General features: G+C 67.0%; 13 protein-coding genes. 4 read left to right on the forward strand and 9 right to left on the reverse strand.

Features of this window, described 5'->3' with window-relative positions:
• Positions 1–301: 301 nt before the first annotated feature.
• The 4 genes from prmC to ACQR0Z_RS02140 form a co-directional block, all read right to left on the reverse strand.
• Positions 302–1,189, reverse strand: coding sequence for a peptide chain release factor N(5)-glutamine methyltransferase (gene prmC, locus ACQR0Z_RS02125; RefSeq protein WP_434917540.1), 888 nt, complete (start codon positions 1,187–1,189; stop codon positions 302–304).
• A gap of 192 nt (positions 1,190–1,381) precedes the next feature.
• Positions 1,382–2,467: a peptide chain release factor 1 gene (gene prfA, locus ACQR0Z_RS02130; protein ID WP_434858247.1), complete on the reverse strand. Its 1,086-nt coding sequence runs from the start codon at positions 2,465–2,467 to the stop codon at positions 1,382–1,384.
• 59 nt (positions 2,468–2,526) lie between these two features.
• Positions 2,527–4,794 (reverse strand): phosphoenolpyruvate--protein phosphotransferase, encoded by a 2,268-nt coding sequence (gene ptsP, locus ACQR0Z_RS02135; protein ID WP_434917541.1) that lies wholly within the window; start codon positions 4,792–4,794, stop codon positions 2,527–2,529.
• Between the two features lie 304 nt (positions 4,795–5,098).
• Positions 5,099–6,355: an aspartate kinase gene (locus tag ACQR0Z_RS02140; protein WP_434917542.1), complete on the reverse strand. Its 1,257-nt coding sequence runs from the start codon at positions 6,353–6,355 to the stop codon at positions 5,099–5,101.
• A 146-nt stretch (positions 6,356–6,501) separates the two neighbouring features.
• Between ACQR0Z_RS02140 and ACQR0Z_RS02145 the strand changes: the two genes are divergently transcribed.
• Entirely contained in the window at positions 6,502–6,969 is a 468-nt protein-coding gene (locus ACQR0Z_RS02145) for a PH domain-containing protein (protein ID WP_434917543.1), read from the forward strand.
• Positions 6,970–7,017: 48 nt separating this feature from the next.
• Positions 7,018–7,782, forward strand: coding sequence for a bifunctional 2-polyprenyl-6-hydroxyphenol methylase/3-demethylubiquinol 3-O-methyltransferase UbiG (gene ubiG, locus ACQR0Z_RS02150; protein WP_434858251.1), 765 nt, complete (start codon positions 7,018–7,020; stop codon positions 7,780–7,782).
• A gap of 36 nt (positions 7,783–7,818) precedes the next feature.
• On the opposite strand, the gene ACQR0Z_RS02155 is transcribed toward ubiG, so the two are convergent.
• The 4 genes from ACQR0Z_RS02155 to ACQR0Z_RS02170 all read right to left on the reverse strand — a co-directional run bounded on the left by ACQR0Z_RS02155 (position 7,819) and on the right by ACQR0Z_RS02170 (position 14,095).
• The gene (locus ACQR0Z_RS02155; protein WP_434917544.1) at positions 7,819–9,918 is read right to left on the reverse strand and encodes a S9 family peptidase; all 2,100 of its coding nucleotides are present in this window, start codon (positions 9,916–9,918) and stop codon (positions 7,819–7,821) included.
• Between the two features lie 8 nt (positions 9,919–9,926).
• Positions 9,927–11,114, reverse strand: coding sequence for a pyridoxal-phosphate-dependent aminotransferase family protein (locus tag ACQR0Z_RS02160; RefSeq protein ID WP_434876160.1), 1,188 nt, complete (start codon positions 11,112–11,114; stop codon positions 9,927–9,929).
• A gap of 153 nt (positions 11,115–11,267) precedes the next feature.
• Positions 11,268–11,993: a thermonuclease family protein gene (locus ACQR0Z_RS02165; protein ID WP_434858303.1), complete on the reverse strand. Its 726-nt coding sequence runs from the start codon at positions 11,991–11,993 to the stop codon at positions 11,268–11,270.
• Between the two features lie 377 nt (positions 11,994–12,370).
• Positions 12,371–14,095, reverse strand: coding sequence for a hypothetical protein (locus ACQR0Z_RS02170; protein ID WP_434917545.1), 1,725 nt, complete (start codon positions 14,093–14,095; stop codon positions 12,371–12,373).
• 463 nt (positions 14,096–14,558) lie between these two features.
• On the opposite strand from ACQR0Z_RS02170, the gene ACQR0Z_RS02175 reads away from it, so the two are divergent.
• A complete protein-coding gene (locus ACQR0Z_RS02175; RefSeq protein WP_434858255.1) occupies positions 14,559–15,413 on the forward strand; it encodes a caspase family protein in 855 nt (284 codons plus the stop codon).
• A 299-nt stretch (positions 15,414–15,712) separates the two neighbouring features.
• Here ACQR0Z_RS02175 and ACQR0Z_RS02180 read toward each other — a convergent pair whose 3' ends face one another.
• The gene (locus ACQR0Z_RS02180; protein ID WP_434858256.1) at positions 15,713–16,588 is read right to left on the reverse strand and encodes an efflux RND transporter periplasmic adaptor subunit; all 876 of its coding nucleotides are present in this window, start codon (positions 16,586–16,588) and stop codon (positions 15,713–15,715) included.
• A gap of 211 nt (positions 16,589–16,799) precedes the next feature.
• Here ACQR0Z_RS02180 and ACQR0Z_RS02185 point away from each other — a divergent pair, with 211 nt between their 5' ends.
• Positions 16,800–17,777: a L,D-transpeptidase family protein gene (locus tag ACQR0Z_RS02185; RefSeq protein ID WP_434917546.1), complete on the forward strand. Its 978-nt coding sequence runs from the start codon at positions 16,800–16,802 to the stop codon at positions 17,775–17,777.
• Positions 17,778–17,796: the final 19 nt, after the last annotated feature.

Here is a 17,796-nt window from a genome sequence, read left to right on the forward strand (position 1 = left end):
CGAACCACGTCATTCAGCCCGCCACGGCGATGTGCGCCACGACCGACCCAGTTTGCTTAGCGTAAGACCTCAAGTGCAAAGTCAGGCTTTCGTTCGCTTTGCAGTCGTAGGCTGCGCAGCCATCCGGCTCTCGCGCTCAACAGATCTGCGTTCTGGAACCAATCGCCCGGCGCGGCTCTCTGGCATCTGTCCGTGGCGGTGTTCCGTGAATACCGCTCGACGGGGCCTGCGCCGATGCTACGAACGGAACGTAGTCGCTCCCGGGGGATATTCCAAGAGCTTTTTCAGGCCAGGGCGGCCTTTACCGGTCCTTTTTTAGGCCCATGACGGCCCTTGGAATACCGCCCAAATCCCGCCTGATTGCCCCTGGATCGGTCACCAGGCCGGCGTTGATCATCAGCGTCGCGGCGTCCTCACTCTGCCCCAGACCGACCTCGACGACCAAGGCGCCGCCGGGTCGAAGCAGCGGTGCCGCCTGCGGGATCAAGGCGCGATACGCATCCAATCCGTCGGAGCCGCCGTCCAGCGCGCGTGCGGGATCATGGGCGCGGACCTCGATGGCGAGCTCGTCGATGTCGCGCGAGGGGATGTAGGGCGGGTTCGAGACGATCAGGTCGAACGACCGCGACAGTGCACTGGCGTAGGAGCAGGCGACGAAGCCGGCGCGGCCGCCGAGCCCGAGGACGTGGGCGTTGTCTCGCGCGGTCCGCAGCGCTGCGTGGCTGATGTCGGTGCCGATCCCGAAGGCGTCCGGCAGCTCGGACAGCAGCGCCAGCAGGATCGCGCCGGAGCCGGTGCCGAGATCGGCGATGCGCAAGCGGCGCTTCAGGTCGCCGCCGGTCGCGAGATGCGCGAGCGCGAGCTCGACGACGGTCTCGGTGTCCGGCCGCGGCACCAGCGTATCGGCGGACAAGGCTAGTTCGAGGCCCCAGAACTCTTTCGTCCCGAGAATCCGCGCCACCGGCTCGCCCGCAAGCCGACGCGCCGCCAGCGCTTCGAGGCGCCGCGCGTCGTCCGCGGAGAGCTGTCGCTGGCCGTGCATCACCAGGCCGGTGAGGTCGAGCTGCAAGGCATGCCCCGCCAGCAGCCGCGCATCGAGATCGGGCGAATCGAGACCTGCATCGGCAAAGCGTGCCGCCAGCACGCGTCGCGCCGCATCGATCGTTGCCCCGGCGACGATCTTCGTCATCGCCTCAACTCCCTCCGCGAGTCATCCCCGCGAAAGCGGGGATCCATACGCCGTGCAAGCGCGGGACGGGCGGTCGGAGTTGCTGTTCGTGGCAGCCATTGAAGCCGGTGGTTATGGGTCCCGGCTTTCGCCGGGACGACGGCGAGGGTGTCGAAACAGTGCCGCAGTGCTTCTGGCAGCGCCGCGCGCTCATCACGCCGCTGCGCCTTGCGCGGCAAGCTGCGCGGCCTGGTGCTCCGTCGTCAACGCATCGATCAGTTCGCCAAGCGCCTCGCCGGCGATCACCTGCGGCAGCTTGTAGAGCGTGAGATTGATGCGGTGGTCGGTGACGCGTCCCTGCGGGAAATTGTAGGTGCGGATGCGCTCGGAGCGGTCGCCCGATCCGACCTTCTCCTTGCGCTCGGCCGAGCGCGCGGCATCGACCTTCTGCCGCTCGGCATCATAGATGCGCGAGCGCAAAATGTTCATCGCCGATGCCCGGTTCTTATGCTGCGAGCGGCTGTCCTGCATCATCACCACGATGCCCGTGGGAATATGCGTGATGCGGATCGCCGATTCGGTCTTGTTGACGTGCTGGCCGCCGGCGCCTTGCGCGCGCATGGTTTCGATGCGCAGATCGTCCTGCTTGATGTCGACGTCGACATCCTCGACCTCCGGCAGCACGGCGACCGTCGCCGCCGAGGTGTGGATGCGCCCCTGCGTCTCGGTGTCGGGCACGCGCTGCACGCGGTGCACGCCGGATTCGAATTTCAGCTTGGCGAAGGCGCCGCGGCCCTGCACCTCGGCGATGATTTCCTTGTAGCCGCCGACGGTGCCCTCGGAGGCCGAGATCACCTCGACCTTCCAGCCCTGCAAGGCGGCGAAGCGCTCATACATCCGGAACAGGTCGCCGGCGAACAAAGAGGCCTCGTCGCCGCCGGTGCCGGCGCGGATTTCGAGCACGACGTTGCGGTCGTCCATCGCATCCTTCGGCAGCAGCGCGACGCGGATCTTCTGCTCCAGCTCGCCGCGGCGCGCGACCAGCTCGTCGCGCTCCGCCTCGGCCATCGCACGCATTTCGGCATCGGTCTCGGGATCGGCGATCAGCGCCTCGGTGTCGGCGAGCTCCTTCACCCCTGCGCGATAGGCCTTCACGGCATCGATCAGCGGATTGAGCTCGGCAAGCTCGCGGGTGATCTGCACGTAGCGGTCGGAATTGACCTGGCCGAGCAGCTCCGCCTCGAGCGAGGCGTGGTGTGCGAGCAGAACGTCCAGTTTGGCTTCGGGAAGCGACGACATGATGCAATCTGATTGAGGAGCAAACGATAGGGGGCCAGGCTCGTAGCGAGATTGGCCCGCTACAATGCGAGGCCTTCGCTCTCGGCGAACTCGGTGAGCTTCTGCCGCATCGAGAAGCTGCCCGCCGGTGCCGCCAGCCACTCGGCCATCTTCGCCTCCGCCTTGGCGGCGTCGAGCTCGAGGATCATCGCCTTCACGGGTCCGTGCGCGGTCGCCGACAGCGACAGCGAGCGGTAGCCGAGCGCGATCAGCGCCAGCGCGCCGATCGGCTTCGAGGCCATCTCGCCGCACAGCGACACCGAGCGCTTGGCCGCCTTGGCCTTGCGTACGATTTCCTGCAGGGCCCGCAGGATCGGCGTCGACAGCGTGTCGAAGCGATCGGACACCTTGGCGTTGCCGCGGTCGACCGCGAACAGGAACTGGAACAGGTCATTCGAGCCGACCGAGATGAAGTCGACCTTCGCGAGCAGCTCGTCGAGCTGGTAGAGCAGAGCGGGGACCTCGAGCATGGTGCCGACGTCGACGCGCTCCGGCAGCGTGTGGCCGTGCTGGCGCAAATAGGTCAGCTCGCGCTCGACGATCGCTTTCGCAGTGTCGAACTCGGCGACCTCCGAGATCATCGGGAACATGATGCGCAGCGAGCGGCCGCCGCCGGCGCGCAGCAGCGCGCGGATCTGGCCGCGCAAGAGACCCGGACGATCGAGACCGAGGCGGATCGCGCGCCAACCGAGCGCGGGATTTTCCTCGATCACGGTCTCCATGTAGGGCAGCGCCTTGTCGCCGCCGATGTCGAGCGTTCGGAACGTGACCGGCTTGTTGCCGGCGGCATCCAGCACCGAGCGGTACAGCGCGAGCTGGTCGCTGGAGCGCGGCAGGCTGGCTGACACCATGAACTGCAGCTCGGTGCGGAACAGGCCGATGCCGGCGCTGCCGGTGTCCTCGATATGCGGCAGGTCGATGACGAGGCCGGCGTTGATCATCAGCTCGATCGGCTGGCCGTCCTTGGTCTTGCAGGGCTTGTTGCGCAGCTCGCTGTATTGCGCCTGGCGGCGGGCGCGGAAACGCACCCGCTCGGCATAGGCGGATTCGATCTCGGAGGACGGCCGCACATAGATCGATCCGGAGGTGCCGTCGACGATGATGGCGTCGCCGGGATCGGCGATGCCCGGCGCGTTCGGCACCTCGCCGACGGCGGGAATGCCGAGCGCGCGGGCGACGATGGCGACGTGGGAGTTGGCGGTGCCTTCCTCCAGCACCAGGCCGCGCAGCCGCTTGCGGTCGTAGTCGAGCAGCGCCGCCGGGCCCATCGCGCGCGCGATCAGGATGGCGTTGTCGGGCAGGTGGTCGCGGCTCGGCGCATGGTCCTGGCCGACCAGCTGGCGCAGCAGTCGATAGCCGAGATCCTCGAGATCGTGCAGCCGTTCGCGCAAATACGGGTCAGTCGAGCGCAGCATGCGCGCGCGGGTATCCGACTGCACGCGCTCGACGGCGGCTTCCGCTGTAAGGCCGGTCGCCACCGCCTCATGCAGCTTGTGCGACCAGCCCTGGTCGTTGGCGAACATCCGATAGGCTTCGAGCACCTCGCGATGTTCGCCGCCGTCGGCGACGTCGCCGCGCTCCAGCATGCGGTCGAGATCGGCGCGCAGCTTCACAAGCGCGGCGTCGAGCCGCTTGATCTCCTTCGGCAGGTCCTCGGCGATGTAGTTGTTGACGACGACGCGCGGCTCGTGGAGCACGACATGCCCGAGCGCGATACCGTCCGACAGCACTGCGCCAGTCTTGTGGATCGAATGCCGGACGGCCGGCTCAGCGCCGGGCTGGGCGAGGGCTGCGAGCTCGCCGGAGGCGATCATCTCGGCGAGCACCATCGCGGTGGTCTGCAGCGCCTCGACCTCTTCCTCGACATAGGTGCGCTTGGCGCGGTTCTGCACCACCAGCACGCCGAGCGTGTTGCCGGCGCGCAGGATCGGCACGCCGAGGAAGGAGTGGTAGATTTCTTCGCCGGTCTCGGGACGATAGGAGAAGGCCGGGTGGCTGTGCGCGTCGCTCAGATTGAGCGGGGTGGCCTCGCTGGCGACGAGGCCGACCAGGCCTTCATGTGCGCTCATCACCGTGATGTGCACGGCGTCGCGGTTCAGACCTTCGGTGGCGTAGAGCTCGAGCGTGTTGTCGACGCGCAGCACATAGACCGAGCAGACTTCCGCGACCATGTTGGCCGCGATCAGCACCACGATCTTGTCGAGCCGCTCCTGTGCCGAGACCTGCTCCGCCATGGTCTCGCGAAGCCGTCTGAGCAGGACGCGGGGGCCTCCCGACGCGCTTCGCATGTGGCACAATCCCCCTTCCTGGGGCCAGCCCGGCGCGGCGGCCGGATCTGGCGCTAAACTCGCGGCATCGAACAGCTTTCTCGATTCGGCACTATCGCACGCTCAAAGTGCCGGCCCGAATCAGAACAACCATCACTGGAGCACAGGTCGCGCCAGTCATCCTGCGAGGCGTATAGCGAATTAGGGCTTGTTTTGCCAAGCAAAACGCCTGCCAGCGCGGGCGGCGTCAACGGCTTTCGGCGATCGTCCGACCCCTGTCCCATTGTCGCATAACGGGACAGGTGTGGTCGCGGAGCAGAATTTTCTAGGCCTGGTCCAATCCGTAGAGCGTATGCAGCGTGCGGACGGCCAGTTCGGTATAGGCGGCGTCGATCAGCACCGAGAACTTGATCTCGGAGGTCGTGATCGCGCGGATGTTGATGTTGCGGGCGGCAAGTGCGGCAAAGCCCTTGGCGGCAACGCCGGCATGGCTGCGCATGCCCGAACCGATCACCGAGACCTTGGCGACGTCGGTGGCGGTGTCCAGGCGCTGGTAGCCGATCTTGTCCTTGGCCGCGGTGATGGTCTCGCGGGCCCGGTTATAGTCGGTCGCCGGCACCGTGAAGGTGAGGTCGGTGGTCTTGCCGTCCTCGGAGACGTTCTGGACGATCATGTCGACGTTGATGTTGGCATCCGCCAGCGGGCCGAAGATCGAGGCCGCGATGCCCGGCTTGTCCTCGATCTGGCGCACCGAGATCTGGGCCTCGTCCTTGGAGAAGGCGATGCCGGTCACGACGTGATTTTCCATGATTTGTTCCTCGCTGCAGATCAGCGTCCCCGGCGGCTGGTTGGCGTGCGGGTCGATATCCTCGGGCTTGTCGAATGAGGAGCGGACGAAGATCGGCATGTTGTGCACCATGCCCAGTTCCACCGAGCGGACCTGCAGCACCTTGGCGCCCTGCGACGCCAGCTCCAGCATGTCCTCGAAGGCGATCTTGTCGAGCCGCTTGGCTTTCGGCACCACGCGGGGGTCGGTGGTGTAGACGCCGTCGACGTCGGTATAGATGTCGCAACGGTCGGCCTTGATGGCGGCGGCGATCGCGACAGCGGAGGTATCGGAGCCGCCGCGGCCGAGCGTGGTGATTCGCCCGGTCTCGGCATTGATGCCCTGGAAGCCGGCGATGACCGCGACCTCCTTGCGCTCCTGGAAGCGCTGGATCAGCTCGGTGCCGTCGATGTCGACGATGCGCGCCGAGGCGTGGGCGTCGCTGGTCTTGATCGGGATCTGCCAGCCCTGCCAGGAGCGGGCCTGGATGCCCATGCTCTGCAGCACGATCGCCAGCAGGCCGGAGGTGACCTGCTCGCCCGAGGCCACGACGGCGTCGTATTCGCGCGCGTCATGCATCGGCGAGGCCTCGGTGCACCAGGCCACCAGCTCGTTGGTCTTGCCGGACATCGCCGAGACAACCACAGCGACTTCATGACCGGCATCGACCTCGCGCTTGACGTGGCGCGCGACGTTGCGGATGCGGTCGATGTTGGCGACGGATGTGCCGCCGAATTTCAGCACGAGGCGACCCATGACGACGCGCTCATTCCCATCAGGAGGATAAGTTGACCGGCTCGCGCGGAAACCGGAGGCGCGCCAGCCGAAACGCGCGTATACATAGCGTCGCGGCCGGGGGCAAGACGGTTCCTTGTGGTGATGGGGTGAGGTAAAGGACTGGTATGGCGCGTTACATCGACGAAATCCTGCAACCCGGCGAGAAGGTGCTGTATTCGACCAATGCGCACTGGATGTTCTACCTGCCCGCCGTCGGAGCCTGGATCGTCGTGTTCGGGCTGCTCGTCGCCTCGCGCATGACCTTGAACGACAATCTCGTGATGCTGTCGCTGGCCACAGCCGCCGTCATCGCGGTGGTGGCCCTGTACTGGACCGTGCGGGCCTGGTTCCACCGGCTGACGACCGAGACCGACGTCACCAATCGTCGCGTGGTCCACAAAACCGGTTTCATCCGCCGCCGTACCTTCGAGATGGCGCTCGACAAGGTCGAGAGCGTCGACGTGAACCAGACGATCATGGGACGGGTTCTCAATTACGGCGACGTCACCATCTTGGGCGTGGGCGAAGGCAAGGAGACCATTGCGACCATCGCGGAGCCGCTGGCGTTCCGCAACGCCATCACGGCGCGCTAGCGAGCCGCCGCCGCCCAGCTTCGATCATTTGAGTATGCAGCGATGACAATGCCTCAGGATTCCCGCAGCAGCCCTGTTCCGCCCGGCTCGACCGTCGATCCGGCGGAGATCGCCAAGTTCTCGAAGCTGTCCGAGACGTGGTGGGATCCGAAGGGCAAGATGGCGCCGCTGCACAAGATCAATCCGCTGCGCTTGACCTACATCCGCGATGCCGCCTGCCGGAAATTCGAGCGCAACGCCAAGAGCCTCAACTGCCTCTCGGGCCTGCGCATGCTCGACATCGGCTGCGGCGCCGGCCTGCTGTGCGAGCCGTTCACGCGGCTGGGCGCGCAGGTCGTCGGCGTCGATCCCTCGGCCAGCAACATCGCCGCCGCCAAGCTCCATGCCGAGAAGGGGCATCTGTCGATCGACTACCGCTGCACCACGATCGAGGAGATGGACCCGCGCGAGCGCTTCGACATCGTGCTGGCGATGGAAGTGGTCGAGCACGTCACCGACGTCAGCGCCTTCCTCGGCCGCTGCGCCGCGGTGCTCAAGCCCGGCGGCATGATGGTGGTCTCGACCCTCAATCGCAATTGGAAGAGCTTTGCGCTCGCCATCGTCGGCGCCGAATATGTGCTGCGCTGGCTGCCGCGCGGCACGCATGAATGGAGCAAGTTCGTCACCCCGGACGAACTGACCAAATACCTGCTCGACAACCGCCTGGTCATCACCGAGCAGAGCGGCGTCGTCTACAGCCCCTTCGCCGATCGCTGGAGCCTGTCGAGCGACATGGACGTGAACTACATGATGGTGGCCGAGCAGATGGTGTGAGGCTCGGCACCGGCCCGGTCGTCGCTCAGACGACGCTCACGCCGTCTTGTCTGCCAGTCCCACCGCCCACAGCGCGAATGCATAGACGATCGCGATCTCGTCGAGCCGGTTGAAGCGGCCCGACGCGCCGCCATGGCCGGCGCCCATGTTGGTGCGCAACACCACAGGACCGCCACCGGTCATCGTCGCGCGGAGACGCGCGATCCACTTCGCCGGCTCCCAATAGGTGACGCGCGGGTCGGTGAGGCCGGCCATCGCGAGGATGGCCGGATAGTCCTTGGCCGCGACGTTGTCGTAGGGCGAGTAGGACAGGATGGTGCGAAAATCCTTTTCGCTCTCGATCGGGTTGCCCCATTCGGGCCATTCCGGCGGCGTCAGCGGCAGGGTGTCGTCGAGCATGGTGTTGAGCACGTCGACGAACGGCACCTCGGCGACGATTCCGGCGAACAATTCGCCCGAGCGGTTGGCGACCGCGCCCATCAGCATGCCGCCGGCGCTGCCGCCATGGCCGACGATGCGCTTGCCGCTGGTGTAGTTCGCCGCGATCAGCGCGCGGGCACAGGCCGCGAAATCGTCAAAGCTGTTGGTCTTCTTCTCGCGCTTGCCGTCGAGGTACCAGCCCCAGCCCTTGTCGGTGCCGCCGCGAATATGCGCGATCGCATAGACGAAGCCGCGGTCGACCAGCGACAGCCGGTTGGCCGAGAACGACGCCGGCATCGCATGGCCATAGGAGCCGTAGCCATAGAGCAGCAGCGGCGCGGAACCGTCGGCCTTGAAGTCGCGCCGGTGCAGCAGCGACACCGGCACCTCGGCGCCGTCCTCCGCCTTCGCCATGATACGCGTGGTGACGTAGTCGGCGGGATTGTGACCGGACGGAATCTCCTGGCGTTTGCGCAGGGTCTTGGCGCGCGTCACCATGTCGTAGTCATAGACTTCCGACGGCGTCGTCATCGACGAATAGGCGAAGCGCAGATTGGTGGTGTCGAACTCGTAGGAGCCCATCGCGTCCAGCGAATAGGCGCCCTCGTCGAAGGCGATCGCGTGCTCTTCGCCCGATTTGAGATCCCGGATCACGATCGACGGCAGCGCGTTGGCGCGCTCCAGCCGCACCAGGTGGCCTGAATAGAGATCATGGTCGAGCACGTAGATGCCGGCGCGGTGCGGAATGAGATCGCGCCAGTTGGTGCGCTCGGGTGAGGCCAGCGGTGCCGTCACGATCTTGAAGTCGATCGCGCCTTCGGCATTGGTGAGGATGAACAGCTCGTCACCGCGATCGGCGATCGAATATTGCACGCCGTTCTTGCGCGCGGCGACGAGCCGCGGCGGCGTCTCGGGATGGTCGAGATCGATCAGCCGCTGCTCGGAGGTCTCGTGATCGCCGCCGGCGATGACGCAGAACTTGCCCGAGGTCGATTCGTGGACATGCGTGAACCAGCCGGTGTCCTTTTCCTCATACACCAGCATGTCCTCGGCCTGCTTGGTGCCGAGCTTGTGCCGCCACACCTGCATCGGGCGGTGATTGTCGTCGAGCTTGACGTAGAAGAAGCTCTTGCAGTCCCGCGACCACACCACGCCGCCATCGGTCTCTTCGACGATGTCGGCGAGATCGTCACCGCCGTCCCAGTCGCGGACGCGGATGGTGAAGTATTCCGAGCCCTTGGTGTCGGCGCTCCAGGCGACGAGCTTGTGATCGTGCGAATGCCGGCTGCCGCCAAACTTGAAGTACTCATGGCCGCGCGCCAGCGCATCGCCGTCGAGCCCGATCGTCTCCGCCCCGCCGTTGCGCGGCGTGCGGCAGAACAGCTCGTGCTGGCCGCCTTCGCGGTACTTGCGGAAATAGGCGTAGGGACCGTCAGGCGACGGCACCGAAGAATCGTCCTCCTTGATGCGGCCGCGCATCTCGGCCACGATTTTCTTTTGCAGCGGCGCGGTGTGGCCGAGCACGCTCTCCGCGTAGCCGTTCTCGCCCTCCAGGTAGGCGCGGATGTCCGCATCGAGCAGCGTGGGATCGTGCAGCACCTCCTGCCAGCGCGCGTCCTTCAGCCAGGCATAGTCGTCCTGCACGGTGATGCCGTGACGGGTGAAGGAATAGGGACGGCGCGGCGCCACCGGCGCCCTGGTGCTGTGATCGGTCATGTCGGTCCTTATGCGGTCACGCTCTCGCCGAGCCACTGAATCGCGGCATCGAGGCCGCCACGGCCATGCGGGATCTTCAACGCCACCAGCGCCATTTCGATCACGCCGAGCGTGCCCAGCACCATCGGCGCGTTGACATGGCCCATATGGGCAATGCGGAACGCCTTGCCGCTGAGATCGCCGATCCCGGTGCCGAGCACGACGCCACACTGTTCCTTGCAGTAGGTCTGCAGCACCGCGGGATCATAACCCTCGCCGACCAGCACGGTGGTGACGGTGTTGGAGCGCTCGGCAGCGTCTTCGATGTTGAAGCCGATCACCTGGCCTTCGCTCCACTTCGCCACCGCGCGGCGCACCGCCTCGGCGAGCAGCTGATGGCGGCGGAAGGCGTGCGGCAGCCCTTCGGCGAACAGCATGTCCATCGCCTGGCGCAGAGCGAACAGCAGATGTACCGGCGCCGTGCCGCCATATTTGCGATAATGCTCGGCGCCCTCGCGCTCGCTCCAGTCCCAATAGGGCGTGCGCAGATTGGCGCGCTTGTGCGCTTCCAGCGCACGGTCGTTGGCGGCGACAAAGCCGAGGCCGGGCGGCGTCATTAGGCCCTTCTGCGAGCCGGACATCGCGACGTCAATGTGCCATGCATCCATCTCGAACGGCATGCAGCCGAGCGAGGCCACGGTGTCGACCATGTAGAGGGCAGGGTGGCCCGAGGCCTTGACGGCGCGGCCGATCGCCTCGACGTCGTTGACGACGCCCGATGCGGTGTCGATCTGCGCCACCACGATCGCCTTGATGGTGTGCTCCTTGTCGGCGCGCAGCCGGGCCTCGACCTCGGCCGGACGCACCGCGCGGCGCCAGTCGCCGCGGAGCACCTCGACCTCGGCACCCATCGCTTTCGCCGCATTGCCCCAGCCGATCGCGAAGCGGCCGCTTTCGAGCACCAGCACCTTGTCGCCGCGCGACAGCACGTTGGAGAGCACGGCCTCCCAGGCGCCGTGACCGTTGGCGATGTAGATGTAGGTCTTGCCCTTGGTAGCAAAGAGACGGCCGAGATCCGACATGATGCCGTCGGTCAGCTCCACCATCTGCTTGGAGTAGATGTCGAGCGCCGGGCGGTGCATCGCCTGCAGCACCTCGTCGGGCATCGTGGTGGGTCCCGGGATGGCCAGAAACTCCCGGCCCGCGCGAACGGTCATTGTCAGTGTCCTCAGGCGAAGTGATTTGGGCGATGTGGTCTTGCGATTGGGGTGGCGGGCTCTCACACGCGGAGCCTGAAACCGTTTTAGGGGGCGCCGCGGCATAAGAAAAGCCGGAGAAGCCGGGAGGCTGGCATGCCGGGGCCGTCCGGCCTAGCGCCTGGTCTCGCGGCAGCCGGCGGCCTCGGCCTCCTCGACCGAGCAGAACCAGCGCGTACCCTTGGCGACGCGCATCTTGATCTGCGCGTACCAGCGACTCGTGGGCGTGTGATAGATGCACTCGCCGGCGCCGTTGACGTTACCCTTGATGGTGCAGTCGGGCGACGGCGCCACGGGCCCGGAGGCCGAGGCGAGCAGGATGGCCTTGGCACCATCCGGCGGCTTCGTCGCGCCGAGGATCGTGGTCTTCTTGTTGCGCACCCGCCAGTCCCACGGCGCGATGAACGCGCCCTGCCACATCCCGGCCTTGGCGGCGCGCGCCTCGGCCTCATCGGGCTCGTAGTCGTGCGAGAGGGTGCGATAGGCCAGCGCCCAGCCGTGCTGCACCAGCCATTTCTGGATGTCCTCGCCGTCGACGTCGCAGCGCGCCACTTGGCGTCCCCGGCGGTCGATCGAGCGCGGGTGGCACACCCAGCTCTTGCCGTCGGCATGCTTGATGAGCTCGTCGCGTGCGGCCACGCCACACGTCCAGCGCTCGCCATCCTTGTTCAGGCAGAGCTGATCCACCGACGGCGCGTCGATGCCGCCGAGCCGGACGCGGGTGGTGCCGATCATCACGCTGTCGGCCTCGCGGACCTTGGCGATGCCGGTGATGTCGGCGGCGGACGCGACGGTGGGAAGCAGCAGGAGCAGCGCGAGCAAAGCGGGTTTCATCGACATGAACGGGCGCGGGTCGTCCTTGAGATGGGCAATATCTCCAATTGTGCGGCGGATCGCCCGGCCGTTCCAGCGCGGTGATTGGCTGATTTGCTCAACTTCGCGCGATGCGAGGCCGTCAGGCATGAGGAATTCAGTCATCACCACGGCGGCGGTGCGCTCCCCTCCCCCTTGCGGGGAGGGGGCGGGGGTGGGGGTCTCCGGGCGTTGAGCTCAGCTGTCATGCGACATTCAGACTAGCTTTTTGACGGTCCTTTTCGACGATCGAAGTGCTCAGCAGCGCGCGCGGCTCATTGAGAGTGGGATTCGTGGACCCCCACCCCCGACCCCTCCCCGCAAGGGGGAGGGGAGCGCACCGCCGTTGCCGCTGATGGCTTGGCTCACCGCACGTTCACCCGCCGCGCCAGCGCCAGACCCATCAGCACGAAGGCCGAGGTCACCTCCGGCCCGCCGACGAGAATTCGCGTCGGGGTCTTCATCTTGTTCCACTCATACGCGCGATATGGATGCCGCCGGCCGCCTTCGCCGAAGCTCGTGACGATGCAATGCACGGCCGGCGCGAAGCTCGCCGCGTTGCCGCCGAGATGGCCGAGCGCGATCAGCGCCAGCGCCGCGTCGAACGGATTCATCTCGCGCCCGACCAGTTCGTCCTCGACATAGGCGAGCACGCGCAGGCGGATCAGTTCGAACGCGCCGCCGGGGTCGATCGCCTGCCGGGCGGCGGGCGGCAGCGCCATGAAGGCGTGGTAGCAGCGGCCGAAATAGGCGCAATACAGCTCCGGCAGATAATAGATGTGCGAGCGCGGATCGGCGAAGGCGCCGCTGGTGACCAGCCGCAGCTGGAAGCCGACGATCCGCCTGATGAAGTCGAGCCGCGCCTGCGTCTCCAGGATCTGCCAGCGCGCGAGGTTGCGGAACGACACTTCGAGCACGTCGAGATTCAAGGTCGGGTCGAGATCGTTGCCGTAGGGCCGTTCGCCGGCCATGCTGTCGATCCAGGTGGCGACGCCGCCCTCATAGTCGATGTTGTCGTTGATCGGCACCGTCACGCGCGGCTCGTTGCTGCCGGCGCGCACTTGATAACCGGCGTAGAAATCGACCAGAGGCTGGTTCAGGATCGGATCATCAGAACCCGCCTGAGTCGCCGCCGAGAACGAGCACGCCGTGGTGTCGCAATCCGGCACGTAGACGCCGAAGCCGAGGTCCTGCTTGATCTGGGTGAAGAAGCGCGAGAACCGCGGATGCGGATGCGGCGCCAGCGCGGTGACGACGTCGTAGCTCTTGCCGTCGGCGCCGCGCACTTCCTCGCGGCTGGTCTTGAGGCAGAACTCGACCATCGCCGCAATCGCGCCGCGCGCCGCGCTGCTCTGTTCTGACGAGGCGAGGCCGGTCTCGAGATAGCTCAGTAGCGCCTCGGTGAAGAACGCGTCGTAATAGGCGGAGCGGTGGCGGATCTGCACCGGCTCCCACATCGGCTCGGCAATGCCGCGCCAGGGCGGGTTGATCACCGCCGCCGCAGGCGAACGGGCGATGAAGACGCGGGCCAGGTTGAACAGCAACGTCGAGTTCTTGTAGCCGCGCGCGTCGAGCCCCTGCAGCGCCATCGTGACCTCGCGTCCCCTCATGTCGGGATCGCCGATCAGGTTGAAGGCGGCGTAGGTCGGGATGAAGCCGTTGCGGCCGAAGGAGACGAGCAGGTCGGCGCCGCAGGCCCGGATGACGCGCTCGATCTCGGCCGCCGCGGGCATGGCGACGGCTGCGGTCCGGCGCGGCGGGGCAGGGTGATGCAGCGCGATGCTGTCGACGAGGTCGGCGACCGGGCGGCCGACCTCCGCCCAATCGGGCGTCGGATTGTCGCGGGCCAGAACCAGCGCCTCGCGCAGCGCATTGAGGCGGGCGGGGTCGTTGAGTTCCGGCAGGCCGGCCCGGCGCAGCAGCGTGCGCAGCGCGGGGTTGCCGAGCGCGGTCCGATAGAAGGTCGACAGATGCGGGTCGCCACGGCCGGGCTGACGCAGGATCGGGTCGCACACCTCGTACAGCGAGGGCCCCTCTTTGCGCGCCGTCAGGGCGCGGCAGGCTGCGCCGGCAAAATATGGGAAACTCAAGGCGGGCACTCGTGGCTGGTCACGTGCGGACGGGGATGGGCGGGACGAACGGCCTGTGCTGCTCGAAACGCCCTGCAAACGGCCCGTCACGCGCATGCAGGACGCAAACTGGCATGCGGGGCGGCCAAAGACAACGTGACCGGGCTCACTGCGGAGGTAAGGGATCAGGCGGCATTGTGGCTGTCCGAAGGTCGGCCCCGGGCGCTGGAGAGGTCAGCGTCATGGTTAAATTCGCCTTAATTCCCAAGTGGTTGATAAGTCAATGGTGTTCCGATGTTGCCCTCGCTGCGGGATCAGGTTAAGCCTTTCTTCGTTGCGGCGCCGCAAATTGCGCGCAATTCGACGACACATCGTCTCGCAACCCCTCAAACCTCAGAGGCGCCCGCGCGACCAAAGGGTGCGTACCCCGCACGGGTGCTCACCCCTTGGCCACGATGGACAGGCTCGGACCAGGATTGACGTGATGACCGCAAGGCAGCCTTCTCTCTCCCGCCGAACGGCCGTGATCGCCGCCGCGCTTCTGTGCACGGTGTCGCTCGCGATCGGGGCGCATGCTGCCTTGAACAAGCGGTCGTTCGAGTCGCCGAAGGCGGCCGCCTCCGAGCGCGTGTCGAACGGCAACGCGGCGCGTCTCGCGCTCGTCATCGGCAACGGCCACTATCCGGACGCCAACGCCCCGCTCGCCCAGCCGATCAACGACGCGCGCGCGCTGACCGGCGCGCTGCACCGCGACGGTTTCGACGTCGACGTCGTCGAGGACGCCAGCAAGGACGACATGGCGCGCGCGATCGAGCGCCTCAAGGCGCGGATCAAGCCGGATTCGGTCGTGATGCTGTTCTTCGGCGGCTACGCCATCCAGGCCGGACGCGAGAGCTACATGATCCCGGTCGACGCCAAGATCTGGAAGGAAGCGGACGTCCGCCGCGAGGGCACCAGCATCGAGCGCCTGCTCGACGTCGTCCGCGAGCAGGGCGCGCGCGCCAAGCTGGTCGTGATCGACGCCGCCCGCCGCAATCCCTATGAACGCCGCTTCCGCGCCTATTCGCACGGCCTCGCCCCGATCAATGCGCCCGCCAATGCGCTGATCCTGTCGTCGGCGACGCCGGGCAAGGTGCTCGACGATTCCACCGGCCAGAACAGCGCGCTGGTCGGCGAGCTGCTCAACCAGCTCGGCAAGAGCCCGACCGCCGAAGCCGTCTTCACCAAGACCCGCAACGCCATCGTGCGCAATTCCGACGGCGAGCAGGTCCCCGCGGTGTCCTCCTCCCTGGTCGAGGACATCCGCCTCGGCTCCGAGGTCGCGAACGCGGGCAGCTGAGGCCGACTGGGCTGCTGACAGCGCCGGGTGAGCCGCACCCTCTTTCCACGCCGGCGGTCCGCTCCCCTCCCCCTTGCGGGGAGGGGTCGGGGGTGGGGGTCTCCGGGCGCTGAACTTAGCGAGTCCTGCGGTCCTATACGTCGGGCCAGCACTCATCGGCGACACGCGCTCATCACCTCGAGCGGGATTCGTGGACCCCCACCCCCGACCCCTCCCCGCAAGGGGGAGGGGAGCCGACCGCCTCTGCGGCCACCGCTCGACTTCCCACTGATGCTTGCCGGCCGAGTTGCTTGCCCGCCCTAATTGCTCGCCATCACCGGACGCACCGGGTCGCCCTCGCGCAGCAGGGCGCCGGCGCGGGCGACGACGACGTCGCCTTCGGCGAGGCCGTCGCGGATCTCGACCTGGCCGCCGGCCGTCAGACCGATCTCGACGCGCTTGGTCTCGATGCGCTGGGCGCGCACCACCTGCACCACGGTGCCGTCGGGATCGTACAGCACGGCCGTCAGCGGCACGGACACGCCGCAGCTCTGGCCGATCTTGATCGCGGCGCGGCCGAACGCGTTCACCAGCAGCTTGGCATTGCCGGTGATGCCGATGAACGCCTGGCCGAGCTGGCTGTTCGGCTCGACGGTCGGCGCCACCCGGCGGATCTTGCCCTGGACCTCGCCGGCGCCGACAATGCGGATGCGCGCGGTCTGGTTGACCGCGAGCTTGGACAATTGGGCTGACGGCACCAGCCCGACCAAATCATATTCGTTGCGGGCGAGGATCGAGAACAGCGCCTCGCCGCGGCCCGAGGCGAACGCGCCGATGGTGGCGGTCGACGACAGGACGGTGCCGGCGACCGGCGCCTGGATCATGACGCTGCCGCCCTCGGGCGGCGTCAGCCGCGCCAGGTTCTGCCCGGCGGTGACGGTGTCGCCGGCGTCCACCAGCACCTCCGCCACCTTCAACCCGGGCCGGTCGGGCCGCACCGCCGTCTCGTCGCGCGCCAGTACCATGCCGGACACCTCGACGGTGTTGTCGAAGCACGCCTTGGTCGCCTTGAGCACGCTGACCGCGGCGCCGCGCGGCGCTGCGTCATCGGCCGCGGCCGCCTGGACCAGAACCAGCAGGCTGGCGGCGAGCATAGGCAGCCGGCGCATCGTGGCGGCAGTGACGGCATGTCCCATGCGAACGCGATCCCCAAAAACCAAGTCATCGAACGGCTCACGGCGGAAATAGCAGACGCGCAGCCGCCGGGCCAGCCGACCCGATTGCTCGGTAGTCGCGCCAGGGGCCCGCGACGTTCAGCGCGACAGAACTTAACCGTGCCGAACTTTGCGGTCATCGCCACGTTGTCGCTGCCGACGATTGGCCTGTCTTCACCTGGATATCACCCGCATGCTTCGGCTCTGGATACCGCTTCTGCTCTGTCTCGCTGTCATCACGCCCGCGGTCGCCGCCGACCTCACCGCCGACGCCGTCAACGGCGCCGAGTTGCGCAAGCGGCAGCCCTCCGAGGAGAAGATGGACCCGGTAGCGATCCGCGCCCAGGTGCTGCTCGACCGCGCGCATGTGTCGCCGGGCGAGATCGACGGCCGGTTCGGCGACAATGCGCGGCAGGCGCTGGCGGCGTTCGCCCGCACCAAGGGTCTGGCCGGCGACGCGAAGCTGACGCCGGAGGTCTGGGACGCGCTGGTGCGCGGCGACAGCGCACCCGCGATCGTCAGCTACACGATCAGCCGCGACGATGTGAAAGGGCCGTTCCTGGAGAAGCTGCCGAAGCGCATGGAGGACATGAAGGGCCTGCCGCGGGTGGGCTACACCTCGCCGGTCGAGGCGCTGGCCGAGAAATTCCACATGAGCGAGGCGCTGCTAAGAGCGCTCAATCCCAAGGCCGGTTTCGACAAGGCCGGCGAGACCATCACTGTTGCCAACGTGCTCAAGCCGGACGAGACCGTGCCGGAGATTACCCGGCTCGACATCGACAAGCAGGCCGAGACCGTGCAGGCCTTCGCCAAAGACGGCAAGCTGGTCGCGGTGTTCCCGGCCACCGTCGGCAGCGACGACAAGCCGACCCCGGTCGGCAGCTTCAAGGTGGACTCGATCGATGCCAATCCGAACTATCGCTACAACCCGGACTACAAGTTCAAGGGCGTGAAGGCGCGCAAAGCCTTCGACATCAAGCCCGGCCCGAACAATCCGGTGGGGTCATATTGGATCGGCCTCTCCATCGGCAACGGCTACGGCATCCACGGCACCGCCGAGCCCTCCAAGGTCGGCAAGTCCGAGTCCCACGGCTGCGTCCGCCTGACCAATTGGGACGTGGCGTTCCTCGGCCAGCATCTGTCGAAGAAGGCCGTGGTGGAGCTGCGGTGAGCGGGACCGCGATCCCGCT

The organism is Bradyrhizobium sp. HKCCYLS3077, from assembly GCF_051167555.1.
GTDB lineage: Bacteria > Pseudomonadota > Alphaproteobacteria > Rhizobiales > Xanthobacteraceae > Bradyrhizobium.

Excerpts from the sequence above, each read along its gene's own strand:
- ACQR0Z_RS02160 (WP_434876160.1), bottom strand. The coding sequence starts at position 11,114 with ATGACCGTTCGCGCGGGCCGGGAGTTTCTGGCCATCCCGGGACCCACC.
- ACQR0Z_RS02155 (WP_434917544.1), bottom strand. The coding sequence starts at position 9,918 with ATGACCGATCACAGCACCAGGGCGCCGGTGGCGCCGCGCCGTCCCTAT.
- prmC (WP_434917540.1), bottom strand. The coding sequence starts at position 1,189 with ATGACGAAGATCGTCGCCGGGGCAACGATCGATGCGGCGCGACGCGTG.
- ACQR0Z_RS02145 (WP_434917543.1), top strand. The coding sequence starts at position 6,502 with ATGGCGCGTTACATCGACGAAATCCTGCAACCCGGCGAGAAGGTGCTG.
- ACQR0Z_RS02140 (WP_434917542.1), bottom strand. The coding sequence starts at position 6,355 with ATGGGTCGCCTCGTGCTGAAATTCGGCGGCACATCCGTCGCCAACATC.
- ACQR0Z_RS02185 (WP_434917546.1), top strand. The coding sequence starts at position 16,800 with ATGCTTCGGCTCTGGATACCGCTTCTGCTCTGTCTCGCTGTCATCACG.
- ACQR0Z_RS02180 (WP_434858256.1), bottom strand. The coding sequence starts at position 16,588 with ATGGGACATGCCGTCACTGCCGCCACGATGCGCCGGCTGCCTATGCTC.
- ubiG (WP_434858251.1), top strand. The coding sequence starts at position 7,018 with ATGCCTCAGGATTCCCGCAGCAGCCCTGTTCCGCCCGGCTCGACCGTC.
- ACQR0Z_RS02175 (WP_434858255.1), top strand. The coding sequence starts at position 14,559 with ATGACCGCAAGGCAGCCTTCTCTCTCCCGCCGAACGGCCGTGATCGCC.
- ACQR0Z_RS02165 (WP_434858303.1), bottom strand. The coding sequence starts at position 11,993 with ATGTCGATGAAACCCGCTTTGCTCGCGCTGCTCCTGCTGCTTCCCACC.
- prfA (WP_434858247.1), bottom strand. The coding sequence starts at position 2,467 with ATGTCGTCGCTTCCCGAAGCCAAACTGGACGTTCTGCTCGCACACCAC.
- ptsP (WP_434917541.1), bottom strand. The coding sequence starts at position 4,794 with ATGCGAAGCGCGTCGGGAGGCCCCCGCGTCCTGCTCAGACGGCTTCGC.